This window comes from Acinetobacter sp. SwsAc2 (genome assembly GCF_013391465.1).
GTDB classification, from domain to species: Bacteria; Pseudomonadota; Gammaproteobacteria; order Pseudomonadales; family Moraxellaceae; genus Acinetobacter; species Acinetobacter johnsonii.
The window spans coordinates 1-26,588 of record NZ_JACBEZ010000020.1 but is presented as its reverse complement, the minus strand read 5'-3'; the positions used below and the strand labels follow the sequence as shown (position 1 = coordinate 26,588).

Genomic DNA, 26,588 nt, shown 5'->3' with positions numbered 1-26,588 from the left:
GCTTTGATTTTGTTCAAAGATTAATAAAGTCTTGATCAAAAGTAAAAGCATTTTCTATCCATTGCTGATCATAAGTGAATTTTGAAAAATCTTGCTGTATGGTTTTTGCAATTTCTTTAAAAAAATCAAAACAAATCACATCAAAGCGGCAATAATATTGCTGGAAATGTGGATGATCTTGTAAAAATAACATGGCCGTTTTTGCTATTTTGCGTTGTTTTGAATAGGAAATTGTTTCAACAGCCTGTGCAAAACGCGTTTTTGAGCGTGCTTTGACCTCAACAAAAACCAATTCCTGCCCTTTTTGTACAATCAGATCAATTTCGCCAAAGCGCGAGTGATAATTGGACTGCACATGAACATAACCCTGTTCTTCTAGCACAGTCAAAGCTTGTTGCTCTGCCCATTGTCCCAGCTTCATCTCTTTATCTTCCCCCATTTCGTTTTTTATTTTTTTTAATCATCACATTTCGAAAAACTCAATATCGATCAAAAATCTCACGTCTTGATGTTTAAACCCACTGTTGTGAGTCTCTCGAACGAAACAATTCATTTCATTCTACGTTTTAAAGCCTTCTTGGCGTTTAGATTTCAATCGAATATCTTCCCGACTCCTGCAAATCCATCGCCGATAATATTCTAACTCACGCCACGACGGACAATTCAGGTAGAATGCTTATCGCGGTATCGGTTGAATGCATCAAAGCACTCAAACCAACCTATCATTTTATTATTTTGCAGCGCGGAGAAAACCCATGAGTGCCCAGTTATTTGTAGTCGCAACCCCTATTGGGCACTTAGATGACATGACTTACCGCGCAATTGATGTACTAAAATCAGTCAAAGTGATTGCTGCTGAGGATACACGAACTTCAGCACAATTACTGAAACACTTTAATATTCAAACTCCACTTACTGCATGCCATGATCATAATGAAAGCAACAAAATTGACATCCTTATTCAGCGTTTGTTGAAAGGTGAAGATATGGCGCTTATCAGTGATGCAGGAACGCCTCTTATCAGTGATCCAGGTTTTAAATTGGTTCGTGCAGCACAAGAGCATAATATCCGCGTAATCCCTGTTCCTGGCGCTTGTGCTGCCATTGCCGCTTTAAGCTCAGTGGGCTTACCAAGTGATCGTTTCAGCTTTGAAGGTTTTTTGTCTTCTAAACAAACCCAACGACTGGCAAGTTTGGAAAAACTCAAAGACGAAACGCAAACCCTGATTTTTTATGAGGCACCACATCGTATTTTAGACAGTGTCAGTGACATGGCTAAAGTCTTTGGTGCTGACCGCCCTGTCGGTTTTGCTCGTGAAATTACCAAAACCTTTGAAACCATTAAGAAGATGACATTAGGTGAGTTGGTTGAATTTATTGCAAACGATCATCATCAACAAAAAGGTGAGATTGTATTGGTTGTTGGTGGCGCGACCACTGAAAAAGATATGGCACAAGAAAAACTCGACCAGCTTTTAACGCGTCTCTTACAAGATTTGTCAGTGAAAGCTGCATCACAGTTAGCGGCTGATTTGACCGGCATCAAAAAGAAAATTGCTTACCAACGTGCTTTAGAATTAACACAAGATCAGGCTGAATAAGCTTCGATAGCTTGAGCTTGAAATAAAAGTATTGCTTTTTTTGAAGGAAAAAATAAAGAGCAACAGACGCAAGTGCTTTGGCCTTTCTCTGCTGCTCTCCATGTTAAGCGGTTCCATGCGAACCGCTTAACTCAAATTATGTAGTTATGTCATTTAAAATTTATAAGCATGTGTATGGGTTGACTGATCGTCAGTTACAATCTCTATCGAATTAGCTCGCGTCTTGGTAAATACGACCGCCGGGTAGTTGGCAAAAGTATTGTTTCAATGCATCCAAACAACGATGGATCTTCATCGGCTGTTGTTCATGCTTTGAAATGATGGCATATAGCGTAAAGTTAGGGAGCTTCCATTCTGGAAGAACTTCCACTAAAGAACCGTTAACCAATTCTTTTTGCACATCTAAATATAAAATACGTGCAACTCCATGCCCATGTTGGCATAAAGTCTTTGTTACTAAAATATTATTACTGGCTACTCTTGATTTCATCTCAAGTTTAACCGCATCACCTGTCACCACATTTTTAAAATCAAAATCATGATTGTTCTTCATAATCGTGATCGGAATAAGATCATGATTTTTCAAATCTTCAGGTCGTGAAATTGGTGCAGACTGATTCAAATAGCTCGGTGAAGCAACCAAAATCTGTTCCACGCGCGCCAATGGCACGACATGTACGCTTTGATCGTCAACCGTTGGACTCATTCTTAACGCAATATCAATTCGCCCATTCATCAAATCCACATAATGATTATCTGCTTCAATATGAATAGATAATCCACGATGTGCAGACATCCAATGCGACAAGGCAGGAATCACGTGATTGGCACCTAACTCTGGCGTAGTGGCTATTCGCAGCTCACCCACAAGATCATCGCGCAATTCATTGATACGTATTTTGCCACGTTCAGCAGCGGCGAGCATTTCTTGACAGCTGTGGAAAAAAGCCTGGCCTGCTTCAGTTAAATTCAACTTTCTTGTTGAGCGATGTAAAAGAACAACTTCCATCTCTTGCTCTAAAGAACGAATTTGCTGACTCACAGCACTTGTAGTGATGCCTAACTCACGCGCAGCACCACTAAATGAACTCTTTTCGACAACACAAGCAAAAACACCCATTGCCCGTAGTTGATCTAACATAAAATTCTCTCTGGATTCATGAGAAGTTTTCATCTATTTGATAAAAACAACTCATTGTATTATACGGTGAATTTTTTGCGTTGCATCCAGATTTTTTAATTTAATGGTAAAACTATAGTCGGATTGATTGGCTTGCCATCTAAGCGTACTTGGAACTCTAACATGGTGCGCGTTGCACCTGTGGATCCCATTTCAGCAATTTTCTGTCCGGCCGTCACATTTTGACCGCTCTTCACATTCATCGCACTGTTGTGTGCATATGCTGTGATATAACCATCAATATGCTTAATCAAAATTAAGTTTCCATATTCTTTCAATCCGTCTGCTGCATACACCACTTGGCCATCTGCTGCTGCATAAATTGGATCACCTTGGTTACCAGCATAGCGAATACCTTTTACATTATTTGCTAAATTATAACCTTGCAAAACAGCGCCATTACTTGGTTTTACCCAGCGTAAAGTTGAACTTTTCGAGCTCGCAACAGGTGCGGTCGGTACTTTAGCAGGAGTTGTTGTGGTTGTGGTGGTCGTATTTTGACTCGGGAGACCAACATTTTGACGTTGAATTGGAGCGGTTTGTGTAATAGGTTGCGTCGTGGTTGTACGTGGGCTACCCGAACCTTTTAAACGTAATGACTGCCCCACATAAATACGATACGGCGCAGCAATATCATTCATGTCTGCAACAGAGGTATAACTCAGCCCATAACGAGTTGCAATACCGCTCAACGTGTCGCCTGAACGAACTGTATAATAGTCTGGTGCTTTCGCAAAACGTGTTGCATTGTTAACCTGTGGTTTAGAAGCGCAACCACTCAAAATAACAATTGAAACTACAGCTGTGGATAACACGACAGTTTTCAACAGTACTGTAGGAATTGCAATAAAACGAATTTGAGACAACACAGACATTTATCTTACTCTCTAAAAATACAAAAAATAATCAGTTTAATTTGCGCTAAGATTAGCAAAAAAGTATGTGAAAATAGTATCTCTGCGCGTATTTTCACAAAGTTATAACAAACAGCTGAATACATTCCTTGTATTGCTCAACTGTAGTGACTTTTAAGAACTTATTTGCCCTTGTAATGCATGCAAAACTTCATAGTTGGTTGCATCCATCTGAATAGGCGTAATACTGACAAAACCATTTGCCACAGCGAAAAAATCTGACTCCACCTCATCATAGCCTCTTTTCGGTTCCGCCACAGCTTCACCTGCAAGCCCAATCCAGTACACTTGACGACCACGTGGGTCAACATGACTGGTAATCGGCTTAGACTGACGACGACGTCCTTGATAGGTAATTTTAGCGCCTTGTAACTCAGCTACATCTGGAATATTAATATTTAAAATATGGCGTGGTGGCAGTGCTGGCAAACCTTGTTTCACAAAGTCATGCACCCACTGTGCAGCATGATGATAATCTTCTGGGCGATTGTACGAACGCACTTCAGGGCCCGCAAGTGATACCGCAATGGCTGGCTGTTTCATTAGACGCCCTTCAAAGGCTGCTCCCACAGTACCTGAGTAGAGTACATCATCACCCAAGTTTGCCCCGCTATTAATGCCACTAACAACCAGATCAAACTCAAAGTCAAATAAGCCATTCATGGACAAATAGACACAGTCCGCGGGTGTACCATTGACTGCCCACATGTCGGGTGCAATTTCGATTGGGCGTAAGGGGCGATCTAAAGTCAAAGCACTGGAAAAACCACTGCGTTCACTTTCAGGTGCTACAATCACCACGCGACCTAATGGACGTAAAGCATGTGCGAGCGCTTGAATACCTGGTGCAAAAACACCATCGTCATTGGCTATTAAAATATTCACTGATGGATCTTCTTCAATCTATATGAGTCGGTAAAAGCCTTATACATCTATTTTGCACTCGTCTTCGTCTTTTTAATCTGCAATTCAAACAGGTAGATTTATGGGTAGCTTGAAAAAACTAAATTTTTAAAGCGAAAAGAAAAGCTATAGAGTCCTCGATGCAGAAAGACTATACATTGAGATCAGGCAATCTGAAAAGATGAAATCATTGATCTGGGTGAGTACTTTACTCTTGCATGGGCAGAACAAAAGAGAGAGCTTAAAAATAGAAGAATAAGCATACGTTTAAAGTGTTTACTGGTGAGTACGCCTTCAAAAAGATAACATATAGATCTCTTGATTTTGTAAAACCACTCTTCTCTTACATAGAAAAATAAATATAAAGCAATGAGTTAAAAAATTTAAGAGAGCGAGTCTAGCTATGACTCACTATTACAGAACATGCTTTTAAGTGTTTGGATATTGAGCCAAGTTATTCGCGTTTTTTACTCATTTCGGATAACAAATCCAGTTGTATTTCTTGTATTTGGGCTAACCTATTCCACTGATGCATCAACAGATGATCTAGTTTTTCATTTAAATGTTGAATTTCCAACTCCGCCTTTAAATTAATTTTATAATCGTTTTGCGAGCGCAATCTGTCTTTGGCTTCCTGTCTATTTTGGCTCATCATAATCACAGGAGCTTGAACCGCAGCAAGACAGGATAAAATTAAATTTAATAAAATAAAGGGATACGGATCGGCAGGATGCGTGACCATGACCACTGTATTGACAATAATCCAAATGGCTAGGAAAGTCGCAATGCACATAAGAAAAGCCCAACTACCGCCAAAGGTCGCAATTTTATCTGCCAGCCTTTCCCCTAAAGTCCAATTTTGATCCAACTGATTTTCAACATTTTTGGTGATCACTTCATGTTGTTGCAAACTTTTAATCACCTCATATTCAAGATCAGTCACTTCCCCCTTTTCAGACTTTAACAGTGAATGAACATACTGAATTCGATACTTAGTTAAATCTGCTTGGTAAATATAACTTTGAGGCGACCATTCTGGAAAATCATGTGAAATTTCTTCGGTAATAGATTTTCGTATTGCCCCCATAGGAATGAGGTTTTTAATGAGGAATTTCTGCCCACAGACAAACATTCATGACTTTGATTTTTTTCGCTCATGCTCGTTCTCTTTTATAATCATTATTGGTTTTGGGGAGATAAACATCATCGAACAAATTTTAAACCAATGTCAAATTTTCGCCACCACTCAGAGTAGCACTTCATTAACATTTTTCTAGACAGTAGCCATGAATAAAAAAATGCCACAGATATAATCATGATTCTGTGCCTTAAATAAGGCTAAACAAGTTCATATCATCAGGCTAAAAATTAAAAAAAATCCAGCTTTAGAGCAAGGAGACAATCAATGCCTAACACCGCAAGACCTATACACTTGGGTCTACTTTTTCATACCATATTGCTCACAGGTATCACCGCTAACGTAGAAGCGAATACACCACCTGTAATGTTGACTTCTCCTAAAAATTTTATATACCCAGATGTAGATCATGGTCTAAATGAAAGTCTTTATCCGAATGAGGCCGCCACGGCTAAAGAAATCGCGAACATCATTGAAATGACAATTCGAAAACAATATGCCACGGATATCGCGCTACGTGACGCACACCCTAAAGCCCATGGTTGCGTACGTGCGGAATTTAAGATAAACAAAACATTGCCTCAAAACATGGCTTATGGTGTTTTTATTCCAGGAAAAACTTACCAAGCGTGGATTCGTTTTTCGAATGGATCGAGTAATGCAAAACAGGTGGATATAAAAAAAGATGCACGTGGCATGGCGATCAAACTTTTAACCGTGCCAGAGAAAAACCTTTTAGATGAACCTGCGGCTACGCAAGACTTCATTATGATCAATCACCCTGTATTCTTTGCCAATGACCCTGCTCGTTATTTGTCATTTATGCAAGATATTAATAGCGATCGATTTCTAAAAAAACTGCATGTCCCTTTTGCATTAGGAGCTAAAGGAACTTGGATTGCCTTAAACGCTAGAAATAAAATTTCAAATCCTTTGCAAACCAGATACTGGTCTATGGTGCCCTATCAGTTAGGAGTTGGCGATCATCGTCAAGCAGTAAAGTACTCTGCTCGTGCATGTTCAAGCGTTGTTAGCCCGATTCCAGTTACTCCTCAAAAGGACTTTTTAAGAGAGGCACTTCGAACGACCTTACAAGACCGTGATGCCTGCATGGAGTTTTTAGTACAACCTCGAACATCCAACTCAATGTCTGTTGAAGACTCGATGACGGAATGGAAAGAAGACCAAGCCCCTTTCTATAAGGTGGCCACTATTCGTATTCCTCAGCAAGTTTTTGATACCCCTGAGCAAAATAAGTTTTGTGAAAATCTATCCTTTACACCATGGCATGCATTAGCTGAACATAAACCACTGGGTGCGATAAACCGAATGCGCAAAGTCATATATGACCAGATTAGTCGCGTCAGACATGAGATGAATTCGGCTAAACAAACAAACGCTAACAATGTCGAAGATCAATAAGGAGTCCTATGGTTAAACTCAATGGCCTGTTAATCTGTGTGTCTAAAGAAGAAGTCTGTATGGTGATAGAACTCCTTCCAGCGCATATTGAATTAACTCATCAAGAAGAAGGCTGCATTTCTTTTGAGGTCAAGCAAAGCCTCGACCCTTTTATCTGGGAGGTGCAGGAAGTGTTTGATAGCATGAAAAGTTTTAAGCATCACCAAAGTAGAACGGCCTCGTCCATTTGGGGAGTGAAAACGCAAAATATTAAACGGCAGTACAAAATATCTGAGGGTGAATAAGGTTTAAGTTTCTAGCTATAAAATGACAGGTCTATGACTAAAACTTGAAATAGCCCTCAAATGAAAGCTCTCTCTATTCAGATCATAAAATTTAAAAATGTTCTGCACTAAAAAACACAATGAAGAATAGCGGTTTTTGTATGGATCATCATGCATTGATCAGGTGTTAAAGCTAAGAGCTTTTTTAGTGAGCAATCGCTGCTGCTTTGGGTTTAAAAGCCACCAAACAAAAGACGATAAAAGCACATAGAACAAAGGATGCGCCAAATCGACTCAGATCCAACCCTCCGTGACTAATGGGCTTATCTAGGAAATCCCCCAGTACGGCACCTAATGGTCGCGTGAGTACAAATGCAGCCCCAAATAAGAAAGTTCTAGAGATTTTGGTCCACATATAAAGCATGGTCAGCAATAAAAGTAAACCGCCAAAGATAAGTGCTGCACTGGTATAGCCCAGCCCTTGTGTATCTGCTGTCCAATCCCCTAGCGCTGTGCCCAATGTTTGGGAAAACATGATGGTCAGCCAATAAAACGCTTCACTTTTGGAAGATTGAATACTTTGTACCGCAATTGACCCGCTGCTGTAGTACCACGCCAATAAAGATAAAATAAGTAAGCCGAATAAGATTAAGCTGCCACCTAAATAGCCCAGTCCTAAGGTACGATCAACATAGTCCGCTATAGTTGTCCCTAGAGTTGTTGTTGCAATAATTGTAGACCAATAAAAAAATGCATTATATTTTTTGGCCTTAATCTGTGCCGCAACGAATATTGCAAAAATAATGGCGAAGATGCCCGTACTTACGATATATCCCAGATTAAGCGACATGGATAAGGCATCCCCCGCTGTTTCACCCAGTGTTGTTGCCGCAATTTTAATGATCCAAAACAACAAAGTGACTTCAGGCACCTTGCTCAACAACTCATGCAGTGTTTTTTCCTCAGTCATGATACGTACCCAAACCTTATTCTTTTGTCTATGCTGAATAATAGTGCTCACAACTGAAACCAATCTTAAATTTCAAAGACCTCGCCCATAGAGGCTGTTTATGGCTTTCAACACCACAACATCTATAGACTTTTCATTCGCTTTATAAATCGTATATTGACCATGAAACCAAGCTGAGTTGCGTTAAACAGCTAAGCTCATGTTGTCGCTCGCTACGCGTAAAGACAGCTGTAAAATAAGTCATGACAAATGTTCTGTTCGCATCAATTTAATTTGCGATATTTTTGAATTTACCTGATTGACCCGTCTATAAGTAAAGGGTTTAGCTTAATGGAACAATGAACGAATGATGGAAACTATGCTTACTGTATCTCGCTTAGCGAAAAAACTCGGTTTATCCAGAACGACTATTCTCTATTATGAGCAACAGGGTTTATTAAAACCAAGCTTAATCGCTGAAAATGGATACCGGTGGTACGGTGAAAGTGAAATTGAGCGTCTTAAAAGCATCATCTCCTACCGTTCTTACGGACTATCCATTTCAGATATTCGTTTTCTTTTATAACCACTTAGCATATCCCAAGGGCAGATCTTGGAAAATCATTTTCGGGCATTGGAACAAGAGATCAATAACTTAAGAGCTCATCAAAAAGCCATCATTGAGTTATTGAAAAAGTCCATTTTATTAAAGGAAAAGTTCGTGAATAAAGCTAAATGGGTAGAGATTATGATCGCAGCAGGTTTATCAAAAGAAGATATGATGAAGTGGCATCAAAAATTTGAAGAGATGGAACCTGAGGAGCATCAAAAATTCTTAGAGTCACTCGACATGACACAAGATGAAATTACAGCTATTCGAAGCTTATAGTGCTTTTTAGCTCTCCAATCTTGAACATGGTGACTATCAAACTCAAGACTCAGTAGCTCTCATCTAAGGGCTATTGTGGATTCACTGCTTACCTATCGTCAGTATTTTTTATCCCTAAATATGATTCCTGCACCAACAAGCAGCTCATCCTAAAGACCGCCAAAACAGAAGATTAGAAGTCGTTAGGATGATCATTGGCGATTAAAAGGTCCAAAACAAAAAACTTTATTAAAAAATGACTGGTCAGAACTTTTCATTGAATTCTAACTGAAAATATATATATTGAGTCTCCGCATCCACCATAAATATGTGATTTTAGAAATGATTAAAAGCTTAACATTACGTAATTTCTTCGGATTAGGCATGGCTATCATGATTTCTCAATCTGCTTTTGCACTAGAGGGATTAAGCACAGAAGAAGCCAACACCATCGTGAAAGAAGATATTGCAGCAGCGCAAGTCATGACCGAATTTTGCCCTGCTTTGGTGGGTCAAGGCCCTAAAATTGAAAGCAACATTCAAACTTTAATTCAAACCTATTTACAAGACTACTCAGATAAGTCGATGACCTATGCAAAATTACAGTCAGACAGCGAATACCAGTCGATTCTGAAAGAAGCTCGTACAGATGCAAAGGGTACTGACAAAGCAGAACAAAAGTCAGTATGTGATGACGTTGTAAACTTTGAAGGTTAATTCAAGTTCTACATCTATATCGCAAAAAAGGATGAATAATGGGGTTATTCATCCTTTTTTTATTGGACGGAAAAATGTAAAAACAATGAAGCGACTTCAACAGCTTCTATACATTTTTGCGCTTACATTTACTTAAAATTTGTTTAAGCTCATCCTATTATGGCAACAACATGTATGCACTTAGGGTTTAGAATGAATTTAAATGTAATGAAAAAAGTGATTTTGGCAGTTTGTGGTTCTTCTTTGATTGCCATCGGTTCGGCTCATGCGGCCAATAAAGACGAAAATATTGAAGTGACTCCACTGCAACAAGTGACGCAGCAAGAGTTGGCTGCAATTTATGTCCTATCAGAAGTTTGTCCAAGTCTCGTTTCAGACCAGAGTCAGTTTGAAAATGGCTACAACGCTTTGGCTAAAGAGTATCTACCGCAACAGAAAAATCCGACTGAATACCTTAAAAGCCTTAGCAAAGAGAAAAAATTCAAGCCTATTTTAGCCGAAGCTCAATCCGATGCGAAAAAAGCAGGCAAAGCAAAAAACCAAGAAATTTGTAAAGAATTGAGCACTTACAGCAAATAATACCAATTGGTTACAATATCTTTGAAATAAGCCGATTTCTACCGTAGAAGTCGGCAGAACTTTGTCCTAAAATGCAAAGCTCTCGTGCTTATACTAAAGAAATCGGAACCCCTTAGAATGATTCAAAAAAGCGCCCTTGCTGCGGCATTACTCGTACCAAGCATTTCATTTGCAGCAACTGTCTTATCCTCACCACCAGAACTAAATAATAAATCATATGTGCTGATGGATTATGAGACTGGGCAAATCCTCGCATCTAAAAATGAAAATGAAAAATTAGCACCAGCATCAATGACAAAAATGATGACGAGTTTCATTATTGAGCAAAAGTTGTTGGCGGGTGAGCTAACCGAAGATGAAAAAGTTCGGATGAACGAGTCTGCTTGGTGTCGTGGTAGTAGTTCAGAATCATGTATGTATGTGCCATTAAATGGTACTGCGACTGCATTAGAGATGTTACGCGGCATTATCATTCAATCGGGTAATGATGCATCTAAAGCTATGGCTGAGCACATTGCTGGGAACGAAGGCACTTTCGTTCACATGATGAACACTGAAGCAAAACGTATCGGCATGACCAATACCAGCTTCATGAACTCAACAGGCATGCCTGCTGAAGGTCACTACTCGACCGCTAAAGACATGGCAACGCTTGCACAGCACATCATTCACGACAGTTCAAAATATTATCCGATTTATTCTGAAAAAGAATTTACCTTTAACGGTATCAAACAAGGCAACCGTAATGCCCTGCTTTATACTGACCCAAGTGTCGATGGTTTAAAAACTGGTCATACTGACGAAGCGGGTTATTGCTTAACAACTTCGGCTAAACGTGGCCCAATGCGTTTGATTTCTGTGATTTTTGGTGCGCCAAGCATTCAAGAACGCGCAACGCAAACACGTGAAATTTTAGCGTGGGGTTATGCAAACTTTGAAACCAAAAATGTTCAAGCTGCGAACCAAGTTTTAGCAAAATCAAAAGTATGGTTTGGTAAAGAAAATGACGTACAAATTGGTTTAGCTGAAACCTTCAACGTAACGATGCCGAAAGGCCAGGCCAACGCAATCAAAACACAACTGGTGGTTCAACCAAAACTGACTGCACCGTTGAAAAAAGGACAAGTGGTTGGTAAATATGTAGCAAGCCTTGATGGTAAAGTGATTGCTGAAAAACCACTTGTGGCGCTAAAAGATGTTGAAGAAGCAGGTTTCTTTGCACGTATGCTTGACCACATCAAACAATTCTTCTCAAACTTATTCTAAGCAGCAACATTTAGACTTAAGTTAAAGCATCCACACCTCGGTCTGGGTGCTTTTTTATTTTATAATGGACACCTACATAAAAGCAGAACACCAACATGGCTAAAAATATTCGCCCTTATTTGAACAGCACGCCACAGCTTGGCAACAACTGCTATATCGATGAAATGTCGGTAGTGATTGGTGATGTCATCTTGGCTGAAAATGTTTCTGTATGGCCTTTTGCCGTAATTCGGGGTGATGTAAACCATATTCGGATTGGTAAAAACTCGAATGTACAAGACCATGCAATGCTGCATGTTAGTCATAAAAAAGCGGACAAACCAAATGGCTCGCCTTTAATCATTGGTGAAGATGTCACCATTGGTCACCATGTCACCTTACATGGCTGTACCATCGGCAACCGTGTTTTGATTGGTATCAATAGCATTGTTTTGGACGATGTCATCATTCCTGACGATGTTATGATTGGTGCAGGAACACTGGTTCCCCCAGGTAAAGTGCTTGAAAGTGGCTATTTATATGTCGGTAGTCCTGCCAAAAAAGTTCGCCTTCTGACAGAAACAGAATTAGCATTCTTACCATATTCAGCACAAAACTATGTCAAAGTATCGGGACATTATTTAGAGCCATGATCATTGGGAGCATTTTGCTCCCCTTTTCATATCAGATCAAATAACAAGCATCACCTTCAAAAATGCTGAATCTGCGGATTAATACTTCTCAAACTCAGTCACTAAAAAATCAATTAGTGCTTTTACCGATGGTAATAAACCACGTCGAGAGGTATAAGCCAGATGAATCAGTTCGGGTTTTGGCTCCCAGTTTGGAATCACTTTGACCAAACGGCCTTCTTTTAAATCATTATGAATAATCAGCTCTGGTAACTTGGCAATCCACGCCTACCACAATACCTGTATAGCCTAGCGGATGAAGAAGATACCAAAAGCGTGGAACTAAGCTACTAATTTTATATCCATAACATAGCCACCACCGCCTAAATTTTGTAGAATACTCCTTTTACCCCATGGTGCTTTTACATGACCGCTTGGACAGCTCACGTCACCGTCGCAACTGTTGTTGAAAAAGACGGAAAATTTCTATTTGTAGAAGAGCATACTGCGGGTGTGACACACACTGTATTTAACCAACCTGCAGGCCATGTTGAATCAGGTGAAACACTCATCGAAGCTGCCATTCGTGAAACTATGGAAGAAACTGGACATGAAGTGTCTATAGATGCGTTATTGGGCATTTATACCTATACACCACCTATGTTTCCAGATCGCACGTATTATCGTTTCTGCTTTTTAGCGCAGTCACTTCATCACAATCCAACGGCCGAACTCGATACAGGTATCGTGGGTGCAGTATGGATGACTTTAGATGAGCTGCTCGAAACGGCTCGTGCACGTAGTCCATTGGTGATTAAAGCGGTTCAAGACGCACTCGCGGGGCAAAAATATCCTTTATCGCTCGTTTATGAGCACCAAAATTCTCCCCTTATTTCAAGTTTGGATGCCTAGTCCTATGCAACAACGTGTCATCGTCGGTATGTCGGGTGGTGTAGATTCATCTGTTTCTGCTGCTCTTCTTCTTCAACAAGGTTATCAAGTTGAAGGTCTTTTCATGAAGAACTGGGAAGAAGACGACGGCACGGAATACTGCACGGCGATGGAAGACTTAGCCGATGCTCAAGCCGTCTGTGACAAACTAGGGATTAAACTACACACCGCCAACTTTGCTATGGAATATTGGGATCGTGTATTTGAGCATTTCTTAGCGGAATATGCTGCAGGCCGTACTCCAAACCCAGATATTTTATGTAATAAAGAAATCAAATTCCGTGCGTTCTTAGATCATGCTATGCAACTGGGCGCAGACTTTATTGCGACTGGTCACTATGCACGTCGCGGCGAAACTATGACCAACTCTAAAGGTGAGGAATACGCACCTTTACTGCGTGGTTTAGATAAAAACAAAGACCAGACCTATTTCTTACATGCTGTGCATGGCCGTGAAATTAATAAGACGTTGTTCCCTGTAGGGGAAATTGAAAAGCCTGAAGTACGTAAAATTGCGGAACAATACGACTTAGTCACAGCGAAGAAAAAAGACTCAACGGGCATCTGTTTTATTGGTGAACGTCGTTTTAATGACTTCTTAAAACAATACTTACCTGCACAAGCTGGAAAAATCGTCTTAGATGATGGCAAAGAGGTTGGTGAACATCACGGCTTAATGTACTATACGCTCGGTCAACGCGGTGGTATTGGTATTGGTGGTTTGAAAGGTGTAGCTGAAGGCGCATGGTTCGTTCTACATAAAGATATTGAAAACAACCGTTTGGTGATTGGTCAAGGTCATGAACATCCACTGATGCAAAGCACTGCGCTTTGGAGTGAAACGATTGACTGGGTCGCAGGTGAAATGCAGATTCCTGAAACAGGTTTCCGTTGTACCTCACGGACGCGCTATCGCCAAGATGACCAAGATTGTGTGATCTTTAATGATCCGACTACCCAAGGTGGCGTACGTGTTGAGTTCGATGAACCCCAACGTGCCGTGACGCCGGGTCAGAGTGTCGTATTCTACTCAGGTGAAGTTTGTTTAGGCGGTGGCGTGATTCATCATACCAATGCTCCTAAACCTGATTTTATTTAAAGGATTTTAAGACATGGCTGAGTTACCGTTTCAACAGCCTCAAACTTTGAACGAACGCCAAAACCGAGCTTTAGCGTTGGCGGCTGTTTTTCAGTCCGCGCAACTGACGCATATGACCGCCTTGAGCGGTCAGCAAAGTATTGGGGAAAGCGGTAACTTCTATTTAGAGCAGTTGATTAAAGCCAGTTTAAATATCCGACCAAAGGGCAACCAAAGCGGACAAACTTTAGACTTCTTTCATCAGCTGGCGGACATCTCCTTAGGACTAAAAACCTTAGAAAGTAGCATTACCCAACCCTTTAATACCTCACCCAAAACTCGAATTCCCAAATTATCCACTGCTAAACTTCCCATTACTTATGCCATGGCGCTCTTACAACTCGAAAAGAAAGTGTATAGCAACCCCAAATTCGTTGAAATTATTGAACAGTCCCAACAAAAAATCTTAAGACAGCTTTCTTTTTTCGATAATAACTATTTACATCCAAGCATCATTGCCAACCTCGCACAAACCTACGTCGACACCGCAGGACAAATTAACCCACGCATTATGGTGCGAGGTAATGCAGAAGCATTTAAAGATTCATCGCATACCAACCGCATTCGAGCTTCCCTCTTCACTGGCTTACAAATGGCACATTTATGGCGTCAGCTCGGTGGAAGTTCATGGGGCATGGTGTTTAGCAAACGCAAATTGCTTAAAGATATTCAAGATCTCGCTCGTTTACAGTATCAGGTGATTTAACACATGATCGACGGGCTTTTTAGTTTTACGTTTAATTCCAAAGTTTAAGGAATCGCTATGAACGCTTTAACCGCACTTTCTCCATTAGATGGACGCTACGCTAGCAAATGTGATGCGCTTCGTCCTTTCCTCTCTGAGTTTGGTTTAATCCATGCTCGTGTGACTGTTGAAGTGCGTTGGTTACAAGCGCTTGCAAACCGTCCAGAAATCACTGAAGTGCCTGCTTTCAGTGCTGCGACCAATGCTGCACTTGATGCAATTGTTGCTGACTTTTCTGAAAACGACGCCAACCGTATTAAAGACATCGAACGTACTACAAACCATGACGTCAAAGCGGTTGAGTACTTCCTGAAAGAAAAAATTGAAGGCATCGAAGAGCTTAAAAATGCGGGTGAATTCATTCACTTTGCATGTACGTCTGAAGACATCAACAACTTGTCGCATGCATTAATGCTGAAAAGTGGTCGTGATGTATTGGTTGCATCTATGCAGCAAATCATTGACTCAATGGTGGCATTGTCTGAAAAGCATGCTGACCAACCTATGTTATCTCGTACACATGGTCAGACGGCAAGCCCAACCACTTTGGGTAAAGAAATGGCAAACGTAGCTTATCGTCTTGCGCGCCAAATTAAACAGTTCAAACAAGTTGAGCTTTTAGGCAAAATTAACGGTGCGGTAGGTAACTATAATGCTCACCTTTCTGCTTACCCAGACATCAACTGGCCTGCACACTCACAAGCATTCGTTGAGTCTTTAGGCCTAAGCTTTAACCCATACACCACTCAAATTGAGCCGCATGACTATATGGCAGAACTGTTTGATGCTTTACGTCGTTTCAATACGATTTTGATCGACTTTAACCGTGACGTTTGGGGTTATATCTCGCTTGGTTTCTTCAAGCAAAAACTCAAAGATGGTGAAGTGGGTTCTTCAACGATGCCACACAAAGTAAACCCTATTGACTTCGAAAACTCAGAAGGCAACTTAGGCTTAGCCAATGCTGTACTGGCGCACCTTGGCGAAAAACTTCCAATTTCTCGCTGGCAGCGTGACCTAACGGACTCAACTGTACTACGTAACATGGGTGTTGGTTTTGCACAAAGCTTGATCGCTTTTGAAGCCTGTTTAAAAGGTATTGGTAAACTTGAACTGAATGCTGCACGTATTGATGAAGACTTGAACAATGCGCAAGAAGTTCTAGCTGAACCAATTCAAACGGTAATGCGTCGTTACAACGTTGAAAAACCATATGAAAAACTAAAAGCATTAACTCGTGGTCAAGCCATGACACGTGACATGATGGTTGACTTCGTCAATGGTAATGAACTTGAAGCTGTCCCTGCTGCTGACCGCGCACGTTTAGCGGAAATGACACCTGCAACCTATACAGGTAACGCAGCTGAACAAGCAAAACAAGTTGCTGACTTAATTTCTAAAATCTAATTTTTAGAAATTGAAAAAAAGCGGAGCTTAGGCTTCGCTTTTTTATCTATAATTCAAACAAGAATCTCCTATACGCATAATTGAAAAACCAATAAAAATGATGACAATCCTGAAAAGTAAAACAACGAAAGCTCACATTGACTATCAACTGAAAAAGCCGCATTGGATTGCGCTCATTGTACTCGCTGTCGCCATTGCTTTCGCATCGATCCACCCCCTTGAACTCAGCTCTTATATTTTGCATCAGGTCGGAACCGTATTCATGTTGGTGACGCTGATCATTTGTCTTTATAAAATGGGGCTCAGCTTAATCAGTTTTATGCTTTATATTGGATTTTTGCTGATTCATATACTCGGTGCGCATTATCTATATTCTTATGTACCCTATAATGAATGGTCAATTCAATATTTAAACCTCGACCTCAACCAAAGTTTAGGTTGGACGCGGAATATGTATGATCGCTTTGTACATTTAGCATATGGTCTGCTGCTCTACCCGTTTTTCTACCGTCTGTTTCAAGTGTGGCTGCCTCAACTTTCTAAACTCACCCTATTCTTGCTGGTCATTCAATTTGTGATGGCAAGTAGCCTCATTTACGAATGGATTGAATGGTTTATTGCGATGGGCTTATCGCCTGAAGATGCTGAAAACTACAATGGGCAACAAGGTGATATTTGGGACGCACACCAAGACATGCTTTTAGCCACAGTTGGTGCAATCATCACAGGCATAGCCTGTCTATTGAAAAAGTAATCATTTTGCCTACGATTCGTCTAGCACAACAATTAACGACGATACAGGACTCATTCAAGCGCAAGTGATTTGTACATCAGTTTTAAAAAACAAAAAAACACCACGTCAGGCGTGGTGTTTTTAACTCTCTTAGTCTTTCGCAGACTCATCTGTTGGCACTTCAGTAATTCGGCCACCGCGAGCAAGGAATGCCGCAACTTCGTCTTCAAGTGCTTGGCGTTGTTTTAATTTTGCAGTCACCGTAAGTGTTTCAGCTTCGGCAACATCACCATCACTTGCAGCATTATCAGAAGAATCTGATGCGCCTTTTTCCGCTGCTTGAGCTTCGTCTTCGTCGACTGTTGAGTCTTCTACATCATCATAATCATTTGAATCAGTCATCTTAATCTCCCCACAAATGACATTTTAGGTTCCCATGAATTACTGGTTTCCAATTATGTTGAAATTTAACAAGCTCTCAGCCTTTCGCATAGTCTTATTCAACGGAAAATCGTATCTTTTTTAATCAAAATCGTAATCTTATTTTACGACTGGCTAAAAAATAACACTTCCTTTCTTACACAGCATAACGCGTCTCTTTGAGCAACCCTAAACCATTGGCCTGTGCCATAAAAGCATCTTTTAATACAGGCAATTTTTCAACCTGTTTCAAACCAAAGTTTCGCGCCCATACCACAGGAAAGAGTTGTGTGGTTTCCATCCAACCGATGGCAGACATACTATGCATCATGGCATCATTTTGTCCTTTACGGCGGTGTTCATAACGCTTCAGTGTTTGCTCATGTGCCCACACGCCACGTGCTAGATCATGTAGTAATACATCACACAGTACAGCCGCATCAAGACAACCAATATTCACCCCCTGTCCTGCTAAGGGATGAATCACATGAGCCGCATCACCAATTAAAGCCAAGCCCGCTTTAACATATTGCTGTGCAGCACGTGCTTTGAGTGGGAAAGTGGCACGCGGTGTTGCTTCCAACACTTCGCCTAACATATGATGACTTTCTCGCGTTAACAGCTGGGTAAATTCAGCATCTGAAAGTGCAGCATATTCTTCTGCATAATCATCGGGGAGCGTCCATACGATAGACTGCCAATGCCCTGCTTGCTCTGGTTTTAAACTCGCCATTGGTAAAAATGCCAAAGGCCCCGTTTCTAAAAAAATCTGACGTGCAACGTGTTGATGAGGCTGTGCAGTGCGAATGGCACAGCTTAAACCAGCCTGTTTGTAGTCCAGCACATCGATATCGATAAACGCTTGTTCCCGTACAAAAGAGTTTGCACCATCTGCACCAATCACCAGTTTGGTTTTCAACACCGTACCATCGGCCAAATGGATATACCATAGCCCAACACCTTCTTCGACACGCGTAACTTTAACTTGGGTGCGGTAATCGTTGAGTACAGCAAGCATCTGCTGTTGAATCGCTAAATTAAGCAAACTTGGCTCAACCATAGAACCGAGGGCTTGTTCGCCATGTGGTTCCTGCTTGGACGCATGACCAAAGTTAATTTCACCATAGCCATTTTTATTCCACACCTGCATGCCACTATACGGCATCTGGCGGGCAATTTTATCCCAAACATCAACGGTTTTAAGTAGGTGTATCGTCGCTTGACTGAGTGCCAAGACACGTGGGTTTGCAACACTTAAGGTCTTGTGCTCATCTAAAATAGGTGCAGCATCCAATACGGTAGCTTGCACACCGCCTTGTGCCAAAAGCAAGGCGGTCAGTCCACCAACCAAACCACCGCCAATAATCACCACATCTAAAACATCAGTTTGAACATGACTCATGCTTTTAGCCCCATGGCATAGTTGGCAACGAGTGGTTTAATGCCTGGAATCGTATCAAATGCGACCAGACCAGTATTCCGAATAAACTTTAAGATTGGATTGCTATTGCTAAAGCCTCGTACCACCGAATCACAGAACTTAATTACGCGTTGTTGATCGGTCAAACGTGAAGCCTCATAGGCTTGCAGCATTACGGCATCGCCCAAGTCGGCATTTTGCGCAATTTGCTCCGTTAAATAACGTACTAAGACGTGCGCATCTCGCATACACAAGTTAAAACCTTGCCCCGCAACGGGGTGAATGGTATGCGCAGCATTGCCCATTAAGACCACTCGTCCTACGGCCTGCTTTTCTGCTAGTACTTGTGATAATGGAAAGCTAAAACGCTTACCTGTTTTTTGAAACTTTCCTGCACGGTCGCCATAAGTGTCTTGTAAGGCATCTAAGAAATGTTGGTCATTTTCATCGCCCAACCATTCACCTTCAGTACCTTTTTTCACAGGCCAAACCACGGAGCGACGGTATTCACCTGGAAGCGGCAACAGTGCCAATGGCCCTAAGCTACTAAAACGCTCAAAACCCACATGGTTATGCGGTTTTGAAGTTTGTACCGTGGTCACAATAGCGACTTGATCATAGTCATGCTCCGAAGCACCTATTCCTAAGGCTTTACGGCAGAATGAATCACGTCCATCTGCGGCAATGACAAGTTTTGCTTGCAATGACAGTTGTTCTTCTCCACGACTCGCTTCTATGTAGGCCATATCAGCATCTTGGGTCAGTTGGGTGACTTGTACACCATCAATCAGTTCAATGAATGGTTTCTTCTGAACTTCCGTCAGTAGTACACGACCGAGCCATGCGTTTTCTATGACCTGTCCGAAGCTTTCGACTTTTTCTTGTTCTGCTTTGAGTCGCGCCTTCCCAAAGCTACCTTGTTCGGTGATATTCACTTCTAAAATAGGTGTTGCATGTTCTTGTAAAGCGCTCCACAAACCCAGTTCTTGGTAAATTTGAACTGTCCGACGTGACAAGGCGCTGTTTCTTGCATCAAAGCTAGAGTGGTATGGTGCAAGGTTTACATCATCATAATTTGGGTATTTGATCGCCTCTAAAAGCTTCACCGCAATGTTTTGTTTGGCTAACATCAACGCCAGACTGAGTCCGACCATACCACCACCGACTATGATGACTTCTTGTTGCATGCTTCTATCCTTTTTATGGCGTACCTAAAGTCAAAAACTTCAAATACCTATAAGTTTTAATGGATTTATATTACATCAAAGATTTTCTTTTTTATAATGAAATGGATGTTTTTACGTACTTTCACCGTAAAGTGTCATGTCATGATTTCTGAAAAGACAGTCTTTTAAAGTTCCCTCAAAACTTCTTCAGGACACTGTTTAAACAGACTTATAAGAAATGTGCAACTTTAAACAAATAATGATCATGAAAAATGAATAATACATAAAAAAGCCCAACCACTTCAGATTGAGCTCTTCAATAAAACATAAGCAATTGAATTTAAAATGTAATTTAAAGGATTACTAATAAGGTGTATTATGTTATTTTTAGCAAATTTAAACATTTACCTTATAATTCAACTGTAGTTCATCCGCATTTCTCCCTCTAATGCCCCAGTTTTCTTTAGGAGTTTCAAATATAGTTATCTCAACATCATTTGAATCAATACCGCATAGATTGTTTATATTTTCGAATAGAGACCTAATAAATGCTTTTTTAGTCTCTTTTGTTCGTCCATCGAACATAGAAATTTCAATAATTATATAAGATTTACTGCGATCTACTGGATATACAAAATTCTTGGATTCTAGTGCGATAAAACGTTGAAACCTTTTCTCTTCAGGGTATTTTAATTCTTTAACTAAAGCCTGATGGATAGCTTTACTTAAATTATCACGATGTAATTCTATTGTTTCATTTAAAGCATAAATTTTTATCTGAGACATTACTTTCTCTAAATTAAAATCCTAATTTTAGCTTAGTTTCTCCCCTATTTAACATAATAGTGCTTATTCGAAACAAGAGTCTTAGAATCTAATCAAAGTATCTCTAATTCCTTTAATGCAATTCTCAGCGTCCGAATTGCGGAAGCACGAAAAAGAGGATTTGTCCCATCAGCGGAAGGATTTTTATCTGTCCAAGCGATTGCGGCAAGACATTGAATACCCACATAGAATAGAAATTTCATTTTAGGCACTGTCTGCTTATATGTACACTCCCAACCTTCTAAAAAAGCATTCCGTAATTCTAAATCAGAGAAATCTATATCCACCCAAATAATTTTGGCTAAATCATAAACCGCATCTCCAATACGAGCAGCGTCAAAGTCTATAATACCCGAAATCCGATTTTCACTGTCTGCAAGGATATTTCGACCAATATAGTCACAATGCAGTAAATGAAGCTGTGTCGGCTCACATATCGCTTTAGCGTATTTTCGTAACTCATTCAATTGGTCACAAAACTCATGATAATCAGATGACAATGGATTTATACGAGACATCCATTTTGAGATCATCAATTCTAATTGTTGCTTCCACAATACCCAATGTGTTGATAAGCCGTCTCGATCTTGCCAGAACCTCATATTCAATATGCGCGTTTGTGGAAGCGCACGATGAAGTTCGCCCAAAGCTCGTCCTACATTCCAAAGCAAAGAGATTTTCTGTACCCGCGTACAATTCTTTAATGCTTGATCGACTTGAGTACCTTGTATGGCACTCATGACAAGGATAGAAGAACCTTCCCATTCAAACTTATTTAATACATTTGGCGTTAGTGGAAATTCTTTGAGAGCTTCTAAGATTTCACAGTAACGATCATTAGCCGTTTGATTATTTGCTATTTTGATAAAGACTTCTCCTTGAAAGGATTGCCCTTGATACACTGAAACCCCATTTCTCTGTGTAACTAAATCTAACGTCTTTGCCTGAATTCTATGCTTTAAATCAGATAAATCTTTCATGCTGTCTAATTTCTGTTGTTAATAAAAATGATGATGAAATAACTAAAATTTTTTATTTATAAATATTAGAACTATTGCAAAAGTCAAAAAAACGATCATTTATTGGCAATATAATGAGTGTTGAATGTCACTTTCTCTTGGTGAGAACGTCAGGATGAGGGATGATTCTTCATATAAATCCTCTCCCTAGCCCTCTCCTTTGAAAAGGAAAGGGAACTTTCATTGTGATTTCAATACAGTTCAAAAAACGACTTATGCAAGAACACTATTCTACTTGTCTATTTAACAACTCCATAAACACCTTATAAAAAATAAAAGCCGATCTCATGATCGGCTTTTATACAGTAAATTATATTTATCGCGCCATTAACGCTTCAATCTCTTCTACCGACTTCACCACTTTCGCAGTCAAATTCAGTGGACCGTTTTTGGTTGCTACGATGTCATCTTCAATACGAATACCAATGCCACGCCATTTCACATCAACCGTTTCATCATCAGGTGCAATATACAAGCCTGGTTCAACCGTCACCACCATGCCTTCTTCATAGGTACGCCACACACCTTCTTGCTTATATGAACCAACATCATGCACATCCATACCGAGCCAATGTCCTGTACCATGCATATAAAACTGACGGAAACTTTCCTTTTGGATAATCTCTTCAATATCACCTTGCATAATCCCCAGATCAAGTAGGCCTTGGACTAGAATGCGCACAGCAACATTATGTGGTTCTTTATACGAGTTGCCTACACGCACTGCGTCAATTGCAGCAAGTTGTGCATCGAGAATTACATTATAAAGAGCTTTTTGCTCAGGGCTGAACTTTCCATTGACGGGGAAAGTACGGGTGATGTCTGAAGCATAATATTCATATTCACACGCTGCGTCGATCAGCACCAAATCGCCATCTTTTAGCTCTTTGTTATTCTCTACATAGTGCAAAATGCAAGCGTTTTCACCACCACCGACAATGCTGTTATACGACGGTACACAGCCATTTTGACCAAATACATAATTCAGCTCAGCTTCTAGAGCATATTCCATCATGCCTGGCTTAACAGTTTGCATGGCACGAGTATGCGCTTGTGCGGAAATATCTGAAGCTGTTTGCATCAATGCAATTTCTTGTTCTGACTTAAACAAACGCATTTCATCTAAAATACGATCGAGCTGTATCACTTGTGCAGGTGCAGCAGTCCCACGACGTGACTCACCATTGGCCGTCGTGATCCATTTTGCTACACGCGCATCAAATTCGGGCTGTTGCCCAATACGATAAAATAATTTTTCTTTGCTTAAGAGTTTTTCAATGATTTCTTCATCTAACAAATCTATCGCATACGCTTCGTCAGCTTCATAGTCGTCTACCGCACCATCCACACCTGCGCGGTAACCATTCCAGATTTCCATCTCGCGGTCACGTTCACGGCAGAACAAACTGTAGCTGTACCCGTCTTCATCGTCTTCGGCAAAGGTTTCAATAACCGCTACGGCTTCGGGCTCAGCAAAACCAGTCAGATAAAAGAAGCTGCTATCGGTACGGTATTTATAGTCTGCATCACGATTACGCATCGCCACTGGACTGGTTGCGATAATGGCAATACTGTTCGGACCCATTTGTGCAGCTAAACGGTCACGGCGTTCCTGAAAATCCACTTGCGTTAGTTTCATGTTTGATCTGTCTTTTTTATACCAAAGAATAAAAATGCCACGCGCACCCTATCATGTACGCGCAGCAAGTCTTATGCCAATCAGCTTGGGCGATGCGGCGTAAACATTTCTACAACATTGTTCGCTTCTGTTACAGAACGATCAATTTTTTGCTTGTTATGAAAGTGTTTAAGCAGCGAACTTTCATCAACTGCAATCTTTTTGCGGCCTACAGATAAGCTCACAGGAATTAAACGTACAAACTCGTATAACTCTTGATAGCTCTCTTCACCCTCTTCATCATCATCAGTTTCTTCAAACTCAACTGCCGCCACATCTTGTAAATGTTCGATAAGTTCCATTTCATCTGGGCGAATATGACCCGACGCCAAACCAAAGCCCAGCACTACGCCTGCGCACCAATCCGCCAAAGCTTGTACACGATCTGCTAGCGTATGAGTGTCATCGGGAAGTAACGGTAAATAGTCCAATTCATCGTCAGAAAGTGCATGTGCGACATCTTCTGCTTCATCGGCTAACAAAGCCAAAGCTTCTTCGCTTAACTCAGGAATTTCCAAAGTCGTGAGGATGTGTTGCCACTCTTCACGGCTCGGTGCCTGAGTTACACAAATGATACCCGTGAGTAAACCATGTAACTCACTTGGGCTAGAAATCTCTTCAATTTTAGAAAAATTTGGCTGCCATTCTGACCAACCTGAAATATCGTCTTGCATTCGTTTATCCAATCTCTATACTTCTTATATATTACCTTTGTTTGCAGCACTGTGCGACCACGATATGTTAGAAGAATTACAGCGTCTACAGGCGCATATTGGCGTTTTAAAAACGCGACTTGCTCATTTTGAAAGTGAAAATAGCACTTTAAATGCAGCTAAACTGGATGCTGAAGAACAGCACCGTTCTCAAGTTGTGCAAAAAAATGGCTTAATTACCCAGAAGCAAGAACAAATTGATGATTTAACTGAGCAATTAAGCAGCGCTCAGACCCAATATCAACACTTAAACACTGATGCGACTGCTTTGGCCGATCGTTATAGTCGTTTGGAAAAAAGTTGTACGGATTTAAAAAATCGCTTTCAGGAAATCTTGGCTGAACGTAATGAATTACGTGCAATTAAAGAAAAAATGAACAATGATCAGCGGCAAGCTCAGCAAGAAATCCAAGCACTTCAGCAAGAACGTGAAAGATTGTTACAAAAAAATGAGCATGCCAAAGCTAAAGTCGAAGCCATCATCCAACGTTTGGCTGTTTTAGGCACAGAGCAAGATCATCACGCGCAAGAAATTCAACAACTTGCCCACCCTACTGAAGCTGGCGAGGAAGTTTAATCATGAGCGAACCAATTACCGTTGAATTACGTGTCTTAGGTCATAGCTTTCGTTTAGTCACAACGGAAAAAGAAAAAGCCGACCTTGAACGTGCAGCTCTGCTTTTAAATGATAAATATGATGAGTTTCGCCGTAAAGCGCCACGGGTAGAACCCAGTAAAATTATCATTATGGTGGCACTAGAGTTAATGCAAGAAGTATTGTCGATGAATAAAACACTGCAAGAGTATGCACACGCAGAACGATTACTGGCAAATATTATCGATGACGTTGCGGAACTTGTTTAAACTCGACTGAATTGAATAAAGTATCAACACTTACTCCAGTTGTTTACAGTTCGTAGCGGTGTATGAGTTGCCATCAGCGTGAGATTCGTTATACTTAAGGCAACTCTGAGGTGTTCGCCAGCGGGTCTATTCCCCTGCCGATACTTAAACTTATGGATGTGTTCTGTATATTTAGAGTGTATGCCCACTTTCATGTGGGAAACCCAGCAAGTATACGTCGCGTCCACCTTGAACTCATCGGGTTCAGGGTAACGACACATGCAGCGGCATCTTCGGAGTACTTTAAGTGATTGTTTTTTAATAATCATGAACAAAATTTCTAAATTCTCTATCAAATTAATTTTCATTTTCTAGCCCTTTGTATACTCCATGTATACCAAAGATCTAATCACTAATTCAGCTAGTGCTGTTAGGAAATGAAAATGTCTAATAAGAAAGTAATTATTACCCTCTCGTTTGTTAAAAACCTGATTAAACAACTGTCAGATCCAAACGCGGAAGATTCATTAAAAGAATCAAAATCATATTGTTTTGATATTCCCACGGGTAAACAAATCTTCTTTCGTGACCTTAAACTTATTGGCTTTGCTATCAGGGCCACTCGCCATTCTCTGGTATATACCGTTGAGAAAAAGATGCCAAGTGGCGCTCCTTGTCGTGTAACCATCGGTGATCATGGTCTTTATACACCTGAAACAGCAAGGCAAAAAGCTACCGAGTACCTTCTAGAGATGTCCCAAGGGATAAACCCTAATGACAAAAAAGAACAGCTACGTCAAAAAGCTTCTCAGGAACGTCATAATCATCGGCAAATTCCGACTGTGTTAAATGCTCATAAACACTATATTGAATCTAAATCAGAGCTAAAACCCAATACAGTCGCTGTATATGACAGAGATATGAATCTGTATTTAAAAGATTGGCATCATTTAAAAATTACAGATATAACCATGGAAATGGTAGTTGAAAAGGGCTTTGTTGCACAAACCTATCTCTAAAGGCTTATTCCACAATATAATTCTCAAATGAATAAGCCCACACCTAAAATCTATCATACAACCAATTGGTCTTCTTATAACAGTGCATTAATAAATCGAG

At 40.5% G+C, this 26,588-nt stretch carries 29 protein-coding genes, 1 other RNA gene and 2 pseudogenes; 18 read left to right on the top strand and 14 right to left on the bottom strand.

Translation table 11 applies throughout. The annotated features are described in order from the left end of the window. Positions 1 to 13 precede the first annotated feature (13 nt). The gene (locus tag HYI04_RS10195) at positions 14 to 421 is read right to left on the bottom strand and encodes a YraN family protein (protein ID WP_125281286.1); all 408 of its coding nucleotides are present in this window, start codon (positions 419 to 421) and stop codon (positions 14 to 16) included. A 334-nt stretch (positions 422 to 755) separates the two neighbouring features. Here HYI04_RS10195 and rsmI point away from each other — a divergent pair, with 334 nt between their 5' ends. Then, positions 756 to 1,601: a 16S rRNA (cytidine(1402)-2'-O)-methyltransferase gene (rsmI, locus tag HYI04_RS10190; protein ID WP_178896126.1), complete on the top strand. Its 846-nt coding sequence runs from the start codon at positions 756 to 758 to the stop codon at positions 1,599 to 1,601. 211 nt (positions 1,602 to 1,812) lie between these two features. Here the strand turns inward: rsmI and HYI04_RS10185 are convergent, their stop codons facing one another. The 4 genes and pseudogenes from HYI04_RS10185 to HYI04_RS10170 all read right to left on the bottom strand — a co-directional run bounded on the left by HYI04_RS10185 (position 1,813) and on the right by HYI04_RS10170 (position 5,756). After that, the gene (locus HYI04_RS10185) at positions 1,813 to 2,742 is read right to left on the bottom strand and encodes a LysR family transcriptional regulator (protein WP_178896125.1); all 930 of its coding nucleotides are present in this window, start codon (positions 2,740 to 2,742) and stop codon (positions 1,813 to 1,815) included. 95 nt (positions 2,743 to 2,837) lie between these two features. Then, a complete protein-coding gene (locus HYI04_RS10180) occupies positions 2,838 to 3,656 on the bottom strand; it encodes a peptidoglycan DD-metalloendopeptidase family protein (RefSeq protein WP_178896124.1) in 819 nt (272 codons plus the stop codon). A gap of 153 nt (positions 3,657 to 3,809) precedes the next feature. Continuing rightward, positions 3,810 to 4,580, bottom strand: coding sequence for a 5'/3'-nucleotidase SurE (gene surE, locus HYI04_RS10175; protein ID WP_004694062.1), 771 nt, complete (start codon positions 4,578 to 4,580; stop codon positions 3,810 to 3,812). A gap of 472 nt (positions 4,581 to 5,052) precedes the next feature. After that, a pseudogene (locus HYI04_RS10170) lies at positions 5,053 to 5,756 on the bottom strand (DUF1003 domain-containing protein). 247 nt (positions 5,757 to 6,003) lie between these two features. Between HYI04_RS10170 and HYI04_RS10165 the strand changes: the two are divergent. Both HYI04_RS10165 and HYI04_RS10160 read left to right on the top strand, forming a co-directional pair. Next, complete coding sequence (locus tag HYI04_RS10165; protein WP_178896122.1) at positions 6,004 to 7,158, top strand: catalase family protein; 1,155 nt, start codon at positions 6,004 to 6,006, stop codon at positions 7,156 to 7,158. 8 nt (positions 7,159 to 7,166) lie between these two features. Then, positions 7,167 to 7,442 carry a putative quinol monooxygenase gene (locus HYI04_RS10160; RefSeq protein WP_010326346.1) on the top strand — a complete coding sequence of 92 codons (276 nt, stop codon included), beginning with the start codon at positions 7,167 to 7,169 and terminating at the stop codon, positions 7,440 to 7,442. A gap of 184 nt (positions 7,443 to 7,626) precedes the next feature. On the opposite strand, the gene HYI04_RS10155 is transcribed toward HYI04_RS10160, so the two are convergent. Continuing rightward, positions 7,627 to 8,391, bottom strand: coding sequence for a membrane protein (locus tag HYI04_RS10155; protein ID WP_010326345.1), 765 nt, complete (start codon positions 8,389 to 8,391; stop codon positions 7,627 to 7,629). Between the two features lie 358 nt (positions 8,392 to 8,749). On the opposite strand from HYI04_RS10155, the gene HYI04_RS16940 reads away from it, so the two are divergent. The 6 genes from HYI04_RS16940 (at position 8,750) to HYI04_RS10130 (ending at position 12,432) form a co-directional block, all read left to right on the top strand. Continuing rightward, the gene (locus tag HYI04_RS16940) at positions 8,750 to 8,956 is read left to right on the top strand and encodes a MerR family transcriptional regulator (protein ID WP_228127597.1); all 207 of its coding nucleotides are present in this window, start codon (positions 8,750 to 8,752) and stop codon (positions 8,954 to 8,956) included. Positions 8,957 to 8,983: 27 nt separating this feature from the next. Further along, positions 8,984 to 9,259, top strand: a complete 276-nt coding sequence (locus HYI04_RS16935; protein WP_224466827.1) for a hypothetical protein — start codon at positions 8,984 to 8,986, stop codon at positions 9,257 to 9,259. 321 nt (positions 9,260 to 9,580) lie between these two features. Further along, complete coding sequence (locus HYI04_RS10145; RefSeq protein WP_010326344.1) at positions 9,581 to 9,955, top strand: MCR_0457 family protein; 375 nt, start codon at positions 9,581 to 9,583, stop codon at positions 9,953 to 9,955. Between the two features lie 192 nt (positions 9,956 to 10,147). Further along, positions 10,148 to 10,534, top strand: a complete 387-nt coding sequence (locus HYI04_RS10140) for an MCR_0457 family protein (protein WP_010326343.1) — start codon at positions 10,148 to 10,150, stop codon at positions 10,532 to 10,534. 117 nt (positions 10,535 to 10,651) lie between these two features. Further along, positions 10,652 to 11,800 carry a D-alanyl-D-alanine carboxypeptidase PBP5/6 gene (dacC, locus tag HYI04_RS10135; protein WP_010326342.1) on the top strand — a complete coding sequence of 383 codons (1,149 nt, stop codon included), beginning with the start codon at positions 10,652 to 10,654 and terminating at the stop codon, positions 11,798 to 11,800. Between the two features lie 95 nt (positions 11,801 to 11,895). After that, positions 11,896 to 12,432, top strand: a complete 537-nt coding sequence (locus HYI04_RS10130; RefSeq protein ID WP_010326341.1) for a gamma carbonic anhydrase family protein — start codon at positions 11,896 to 11,898, stop codon at positions 12,430 to 12,432. Positions 12,433 to 12,510: 78 nt separating this feature from the next. On the opposite strand, the pseudogene HYI04_RS10125 reads toward HYI04_RS10130, so the two are convergent. Next, positions 12,511 to 12,693, bottom strand: a pseudogene (locus tag HYI04_RS10125) (LysR substrate-binding domain-containing protein); the annotation flags it as partial. 144 nt (positions 12,694 to 12,837) lie between these two features. Between HYI04_RS10125 and HYI04_RS10120 the strand changes: the two are divergent. From HYI04_RS10120 to HYI04_RS10100, 5 genes are all read left to right on the top strand, one after another. Beyond that, positions 12,838 to 13,323 (top strand): NUDIX hydrolase, encoded by a 486-nt coding sequence (locus tag HYI04_RS10120; RefSeq protein ID WP_010326339.1) that lies wholly within the window; start codon positions 12,838 to 12,840, stop codon positions 13,321 to 13,323. Between the two features lie 4 nt (positions 13,324 to 13,327). Continuing rightward, positions 13,328 to 14,461, top strand: coding sequence for a tRNA 2-thiouridine(34) synthase MnmA (gene mnmA, locus HYI04_RS10115; protein ID WP_010326338.1), 1,134 nt, complete (start codon positions 13,328 to 13,330; stop codon positions 14,459 to 14,461). A 13-nt stretch (positions 14,462 to 14,474) separates the two neighbouring features. Next, the gene (hflD, locus tag HYI04_RS10110) at positions 14,475 to 15,206 is read left to right on the top strand and encodes a high frequency lysogenization protein HflD (RefSeq protein WP_010326337.1); all 732 of its coding nucleotides are present in this window, start codon (positions 14,475 to 14,477) and stop codon (positions 15,204 to 15,206) included. 57 nt (positions 15,207 to 15,263) lie between these two features. Further along, the gene (gene purB, locus HYI04_RS10105) at positions 15,264 to 16,652 is read left to right on the top strand and encodes an adenylosuccinate lyase (protein WP_010326336.1); all 1,389 of its coding nucleotides are present in this window, start codon (positions 15,264 to 15,266) and stop codon (positions 16,650 to 16,652) included. 97 nt (positions 16,653 to 16,749) lie between these two features. Next, entirely contained in the window at positions 16,750 to 17,406 is a 657-nt protein-coding gene (locus HYI04_RS10100; protein ID WP_010326335.1) for a DUF2238 domain-containing protein, read from the top strand. Positions 17,407 to 17,535: 129 nt separating this feature from the next. Here HYI04_RS10100 and HYI04_RS10095 read toward each other — a convergent pair whose 3' ends face one another. From HYI04_RS10095 to HYI04_RS10065, 7 genes are all read right to left on the bottom strand, one after another. Then, positions 17,536 to 17,787, bottom strand: a complete 252-nt coding sequence (locus HYI04_RS10095) for a hypothetical protein (protein ID WP_010326334.1) — start codon at positions 17,785 to 17,787, stop codon at positions 17,536 to 17,538. A 175-nt stretch (positions 17,788 to 17,962) separates the two neighbouring features. Then, on the bottom strand, positions 17,963 to 19,207 hold the full coding sequence (locus tag HYI04_RS10090; RefSeq protein ID WP_010326333.1) for an FAD-dependent monooxygenase: 1,245 nt from the start codon (positions 19,205 to 19,207) through the stop codon (positions 17,963 to 17,965). Continuing rightward, on the bottom strand, positions 19,204 to 20,412 hold the full coding sequence (gene ubiH / locus HYI04_RS10085; protein WP_010326332.1) for a 2-octaprenyl-6-methoxyphenyl hydroxylase: 1,209 nt from the start codon (positions 20,410 to 20,412) through the stop codon (positions 19,204 to 19,206). The genes HYI04_RS10090 and ubiH overlap by 4 nt, the downstream gene beginning before the upstream one ends. Positions 20,413 to 20,787: 375 nt before the next feature. Continuing rightward, on the bottom strand, positions 20,788 to 21,177 hold the full coding sequence (locus HYI04_RS10080) for a tautomerase family protein (protein ID WP_010326331.1): 390 nt from the start codon (positions 21,175 to 21,177) through the stop codon (positions 20,788 to 20,790). A gap of 92 nt (positions 21,178 to 21,269) precedes the next feature. Next, positions 21,270 to 22,196, bottom strand: a complete 927-nt coding sequence (locus HYI04_RS10075; protein ID WP_010326330.1) for a phosphotransferase family protein — start codon at positions 22,194 to 22,196, stop codon at positions 21,270 to 21,272. A gap of 355 nt (positions 22,197 to 22,551) precedes the next feature. After that, positions 22,552 to 23,874 carry a Xaa-Pro aminopeptidase gene (pepP, locus tag HYI04_RS10070; RefSeq protein WP_010326329.1) on the bottom strand — a complete coding sequence of 441 codons (1,323 nt, stop codon included), beginning with the start codon at positions 23,872 to 23,874 and terminating at the stop codon, positions 22,552 to 22,554. 80 nt (positions 23,875 to 23,954) lie between these two features. After that, positions 23,955 to 24,587 carry a UPF0149 family protein gene (locus HYI04_RS10065; RefSeq protein WP_010326328.1) on the bottom strand — a complete coding sequence of 211 codons (633 nt, stop codon included), beginning with the start codon at positions 24,585 to 24,587 and terminating at the stop codon, positions 23,955 to 23,957. Positions 24,588 to 24,651: 64 nt separating this feature from the next. Between HYI04_RS10065 and HYI04_RS10060 the strand changes: the two genes are divergently transcribed. The 4 genes from HYI04_RS10060 (at position 24,652) to HYI04_RS10045 (ending at position 26,488) form a co-directional block, all read left to right on the top strand. Further along, entirely contained in the window at positions 24,652 to 25,203 is a 552-nt protein-coding gene (locus HYI04_RS10060; RefSeq protein ID WP_010326327.1) for a hypothetical protein, read from the top strand. A gap of 2 nt (positions 25,204 to 25,205) precedes the next feature. After that, positions 25,206 to 25,490, top strand: coding sequence for a cell division protein ZapA (locus HYI04_RS10055; RefSeq protein ID WP_004694243.1), 285 nt, complete (start codon positions 25,206 to 25,208; stop codon positions 25,488 to 25,490). Between the two features lie 99 nt (positions 25,491 to 25,589). Further along, a non-coding RNA gene (gene ssrS / locus HYI04_RS10050) (6S RNA) lies at positions 25,590 to 25,773 on the top strand. A gap of 139 nt (positions 25,774 to 25,912) precedes the next feature. Next, positions 25,913 to 26,488 carry an integrase arm-type DNA-binding domain-containing protein gene (locus tag HYI04_RS10045; protein ID WP_010326325.1) on the top strand — a complete coding sequence of 192 codons (576 nt, stop codon included), beginning with the start codon at positions 25,913 to 25,915 and terminating at the stop codon, positions 26,486 to 26,488. Positions 26,489 to 26,588: the final 100 nt, after the last annotated feature.

Excerpts from the sequence above, each read along its gene's own strand:
- HYI04_RS10045 (WP_010326325.1), top strand. The coding sequence starts at position 25,913 with ATGTCTAATAAGAAAGTAATTATTACCCTCTCGTTTGTTAAAAACCTG.
- HYI04_RS10195 (WP_125281286.1), bottom strand. The coding sequence starts at position 421 with ATGAAGCTGGGACAATGGGCAGAGCAACAAGCTTTGACTGTGCTAGAA.
- HYI04_RS10180 (WP_178896124.1), bottom strand. The coding sequence starts at position 3,656 with ATGTCTGTGTTGTCTCAAATTCGTTTTATTGCAATTCCTACAGTACTG.
- HYI04_RS10080 (WP_010326331.1), bottom strand. The coding sequence starts at position 21,177 with ATGTCTCAGATAAAAATTTATGCTTTAAATGAAACAATAGAATTACAT.
- HYI04_RS10060 (WP_010326327.1), top strand. The coding sequence starts at position 24,652 with ATGTTAGAAGAATTACAGCGTCTACAGGCGCATATTGGCGTTTTAAAA.
- HYI04_RS10100 (WP_010326335.1), top strand. The coding sequence starts at position 16,750 with ATGATGACAATCCTGAAAAGTAAAACAACGAAAGCTCACATTGACTAT.
- pepP (WP_010326329.1), bottom strand. The coding sequence starts at position 23,874 with ATGAAACTAACGCAAGTGGATTTTCAGGAACGCCGTGACCGTTTAGCT.
- HYI04_RS10055 (WP_004694243.1), top strand. The coding sequence starts at position 25,206 with ATGAGCGAACCAATTACCGTTGAATTACGTGTCTTAGGTCATAGCTTT.
- rsmI (WP_178896126.1), top strand. The coding sequence starts at position 756 with ATGAGTGCCCAGTTATTTGTAGTCGCAACCCCTATTGGGCACTTAGAT.
- HYI04_RS10165 (WP_178896122.1), top strand. The coding sequence starts at position 6,004 with ATGCCTAACACCGCAAGACCTATACACTTGGGTCTACTTTTTCATACC.
- HYI04_RS10130 (WP_010326341.1), top strand. The coding sequence starts at position 11,896 with ATGGCTAAAAATATTCGCCCTTATTTGAACAGCACGCCACAGCTTGGC.
- mnmA (WP_010326338.1), top strand. The coding sequence starts at position 13,328 with ATGCAACAACGTGTCATCGTCGGTATGTCGGGTGGTGTAGATTCATCT.
- ubiH (WP_010326332.1), bottom strand. The coding sequence starts at position 20,412 with ATGCAACAAGAAGTCATCATAGTCGGTGGTGGTATGGTCGGACTCAGT.
- HYI04_RS16940 (WP_228127597.1), top strand. The coding sequence starts at position 8,750 with ATGCTTACTGTATCTCGCTTAGCGAAAAAACTCGGTTTATCCAGAACG.
- dacC (WP_010326342.1), top strand. The coding sequence starts at position 10,652 with ATGATTCAAAAAAGCGCCCTTGCTGCGGCATTACTCGTACCAAGCATT.
- HYI04_RS10145 (WP_010326344.1), top strand. The coding sequence starts at position 9,581 with ATGATTAAAAGCTTAACATTACGTAATTTCTTCGGATTAGGCATGGCT.
- HYI04_RS10160 (WP_010326346.1), top strand. The coding sequence starts at position 7,167 with ATGGTTAAACTCAATGGCCTGTTAATCTGTGTGTCTAAAGAAGAAGTC.
- purB (WP_010326336.1), top strand. The coding sequence starts at position 15,264 with ATGAACGCTTTAACCGCACTTTCTCCATTAGATGGACGCTACGCTAGC.
- HYI04_RS10090 (WP_010326333.1), bottom strand. The coding sequence starts at position 19,207 with ATGAGTCATGTTCAAACTGATGTTTTAGATGTGGTGATTATTGGCGGT.
- HYI04_RS10065 (WP_010326328.1), bottom strand. The coding sequence starts at position 24,587 with ATGCAAGACGATATTTCAGGTTGGTCAGAATGGCAGCCAAATTTTTCT.
- HYI04_RS10185 (WP_178896125.1), bottom strand. The coding sequence starts at position 2,742 with ATGTTAGATCAACTACGGGCAATGGGTGTTTTTGCTTGTGTTGTCGAA.
- HYI04_RS10095 (WP_010326334.1), bottom strand. The coding sequence starts at position 17,787 with ATGACTGATTCAAATGATTATGATGATGTAGAAGACTCAACAGTCGAC.
- HYI04_RS10120 (WP_010326339.1), top strand. The coding sequence starts at position 12,838 with ATGACCGCTTGGACAGCTCACGTCACCGTCGCAACTGTTGTTGAAAAA.
- HYI04_RS10140 (WP_010326343.1), top strand. The coding sequence starts at position 10,148 with ATGAATTTAAATGTAATGAAAAAAGTGATTTTGGCAGTTTGTGGTTCT.
- HYI04_RS10075 (WP_010326330.1), bottom strand. The coding sequence starts at position 22,196 with ATGAAAGATTTATCTGATTTAAAGCATAGAATTCAGGCAAAGACGTTA.
- hflD (WP_010326337.1), top strand. The coding sequence starts at position 14,475 with ATGGCTGAGTTACCGTTTCAACAGCCTCAAACTTTGAACGAACGCCAA.
- HYI04_RS10155 (WP_010326345.1), bottom strand. The coding sequence starts at position 8,391 with ATGACTGAGGAAAAAACACTGCATGAGTTGTTGAGCAAGGTGCCTGAA.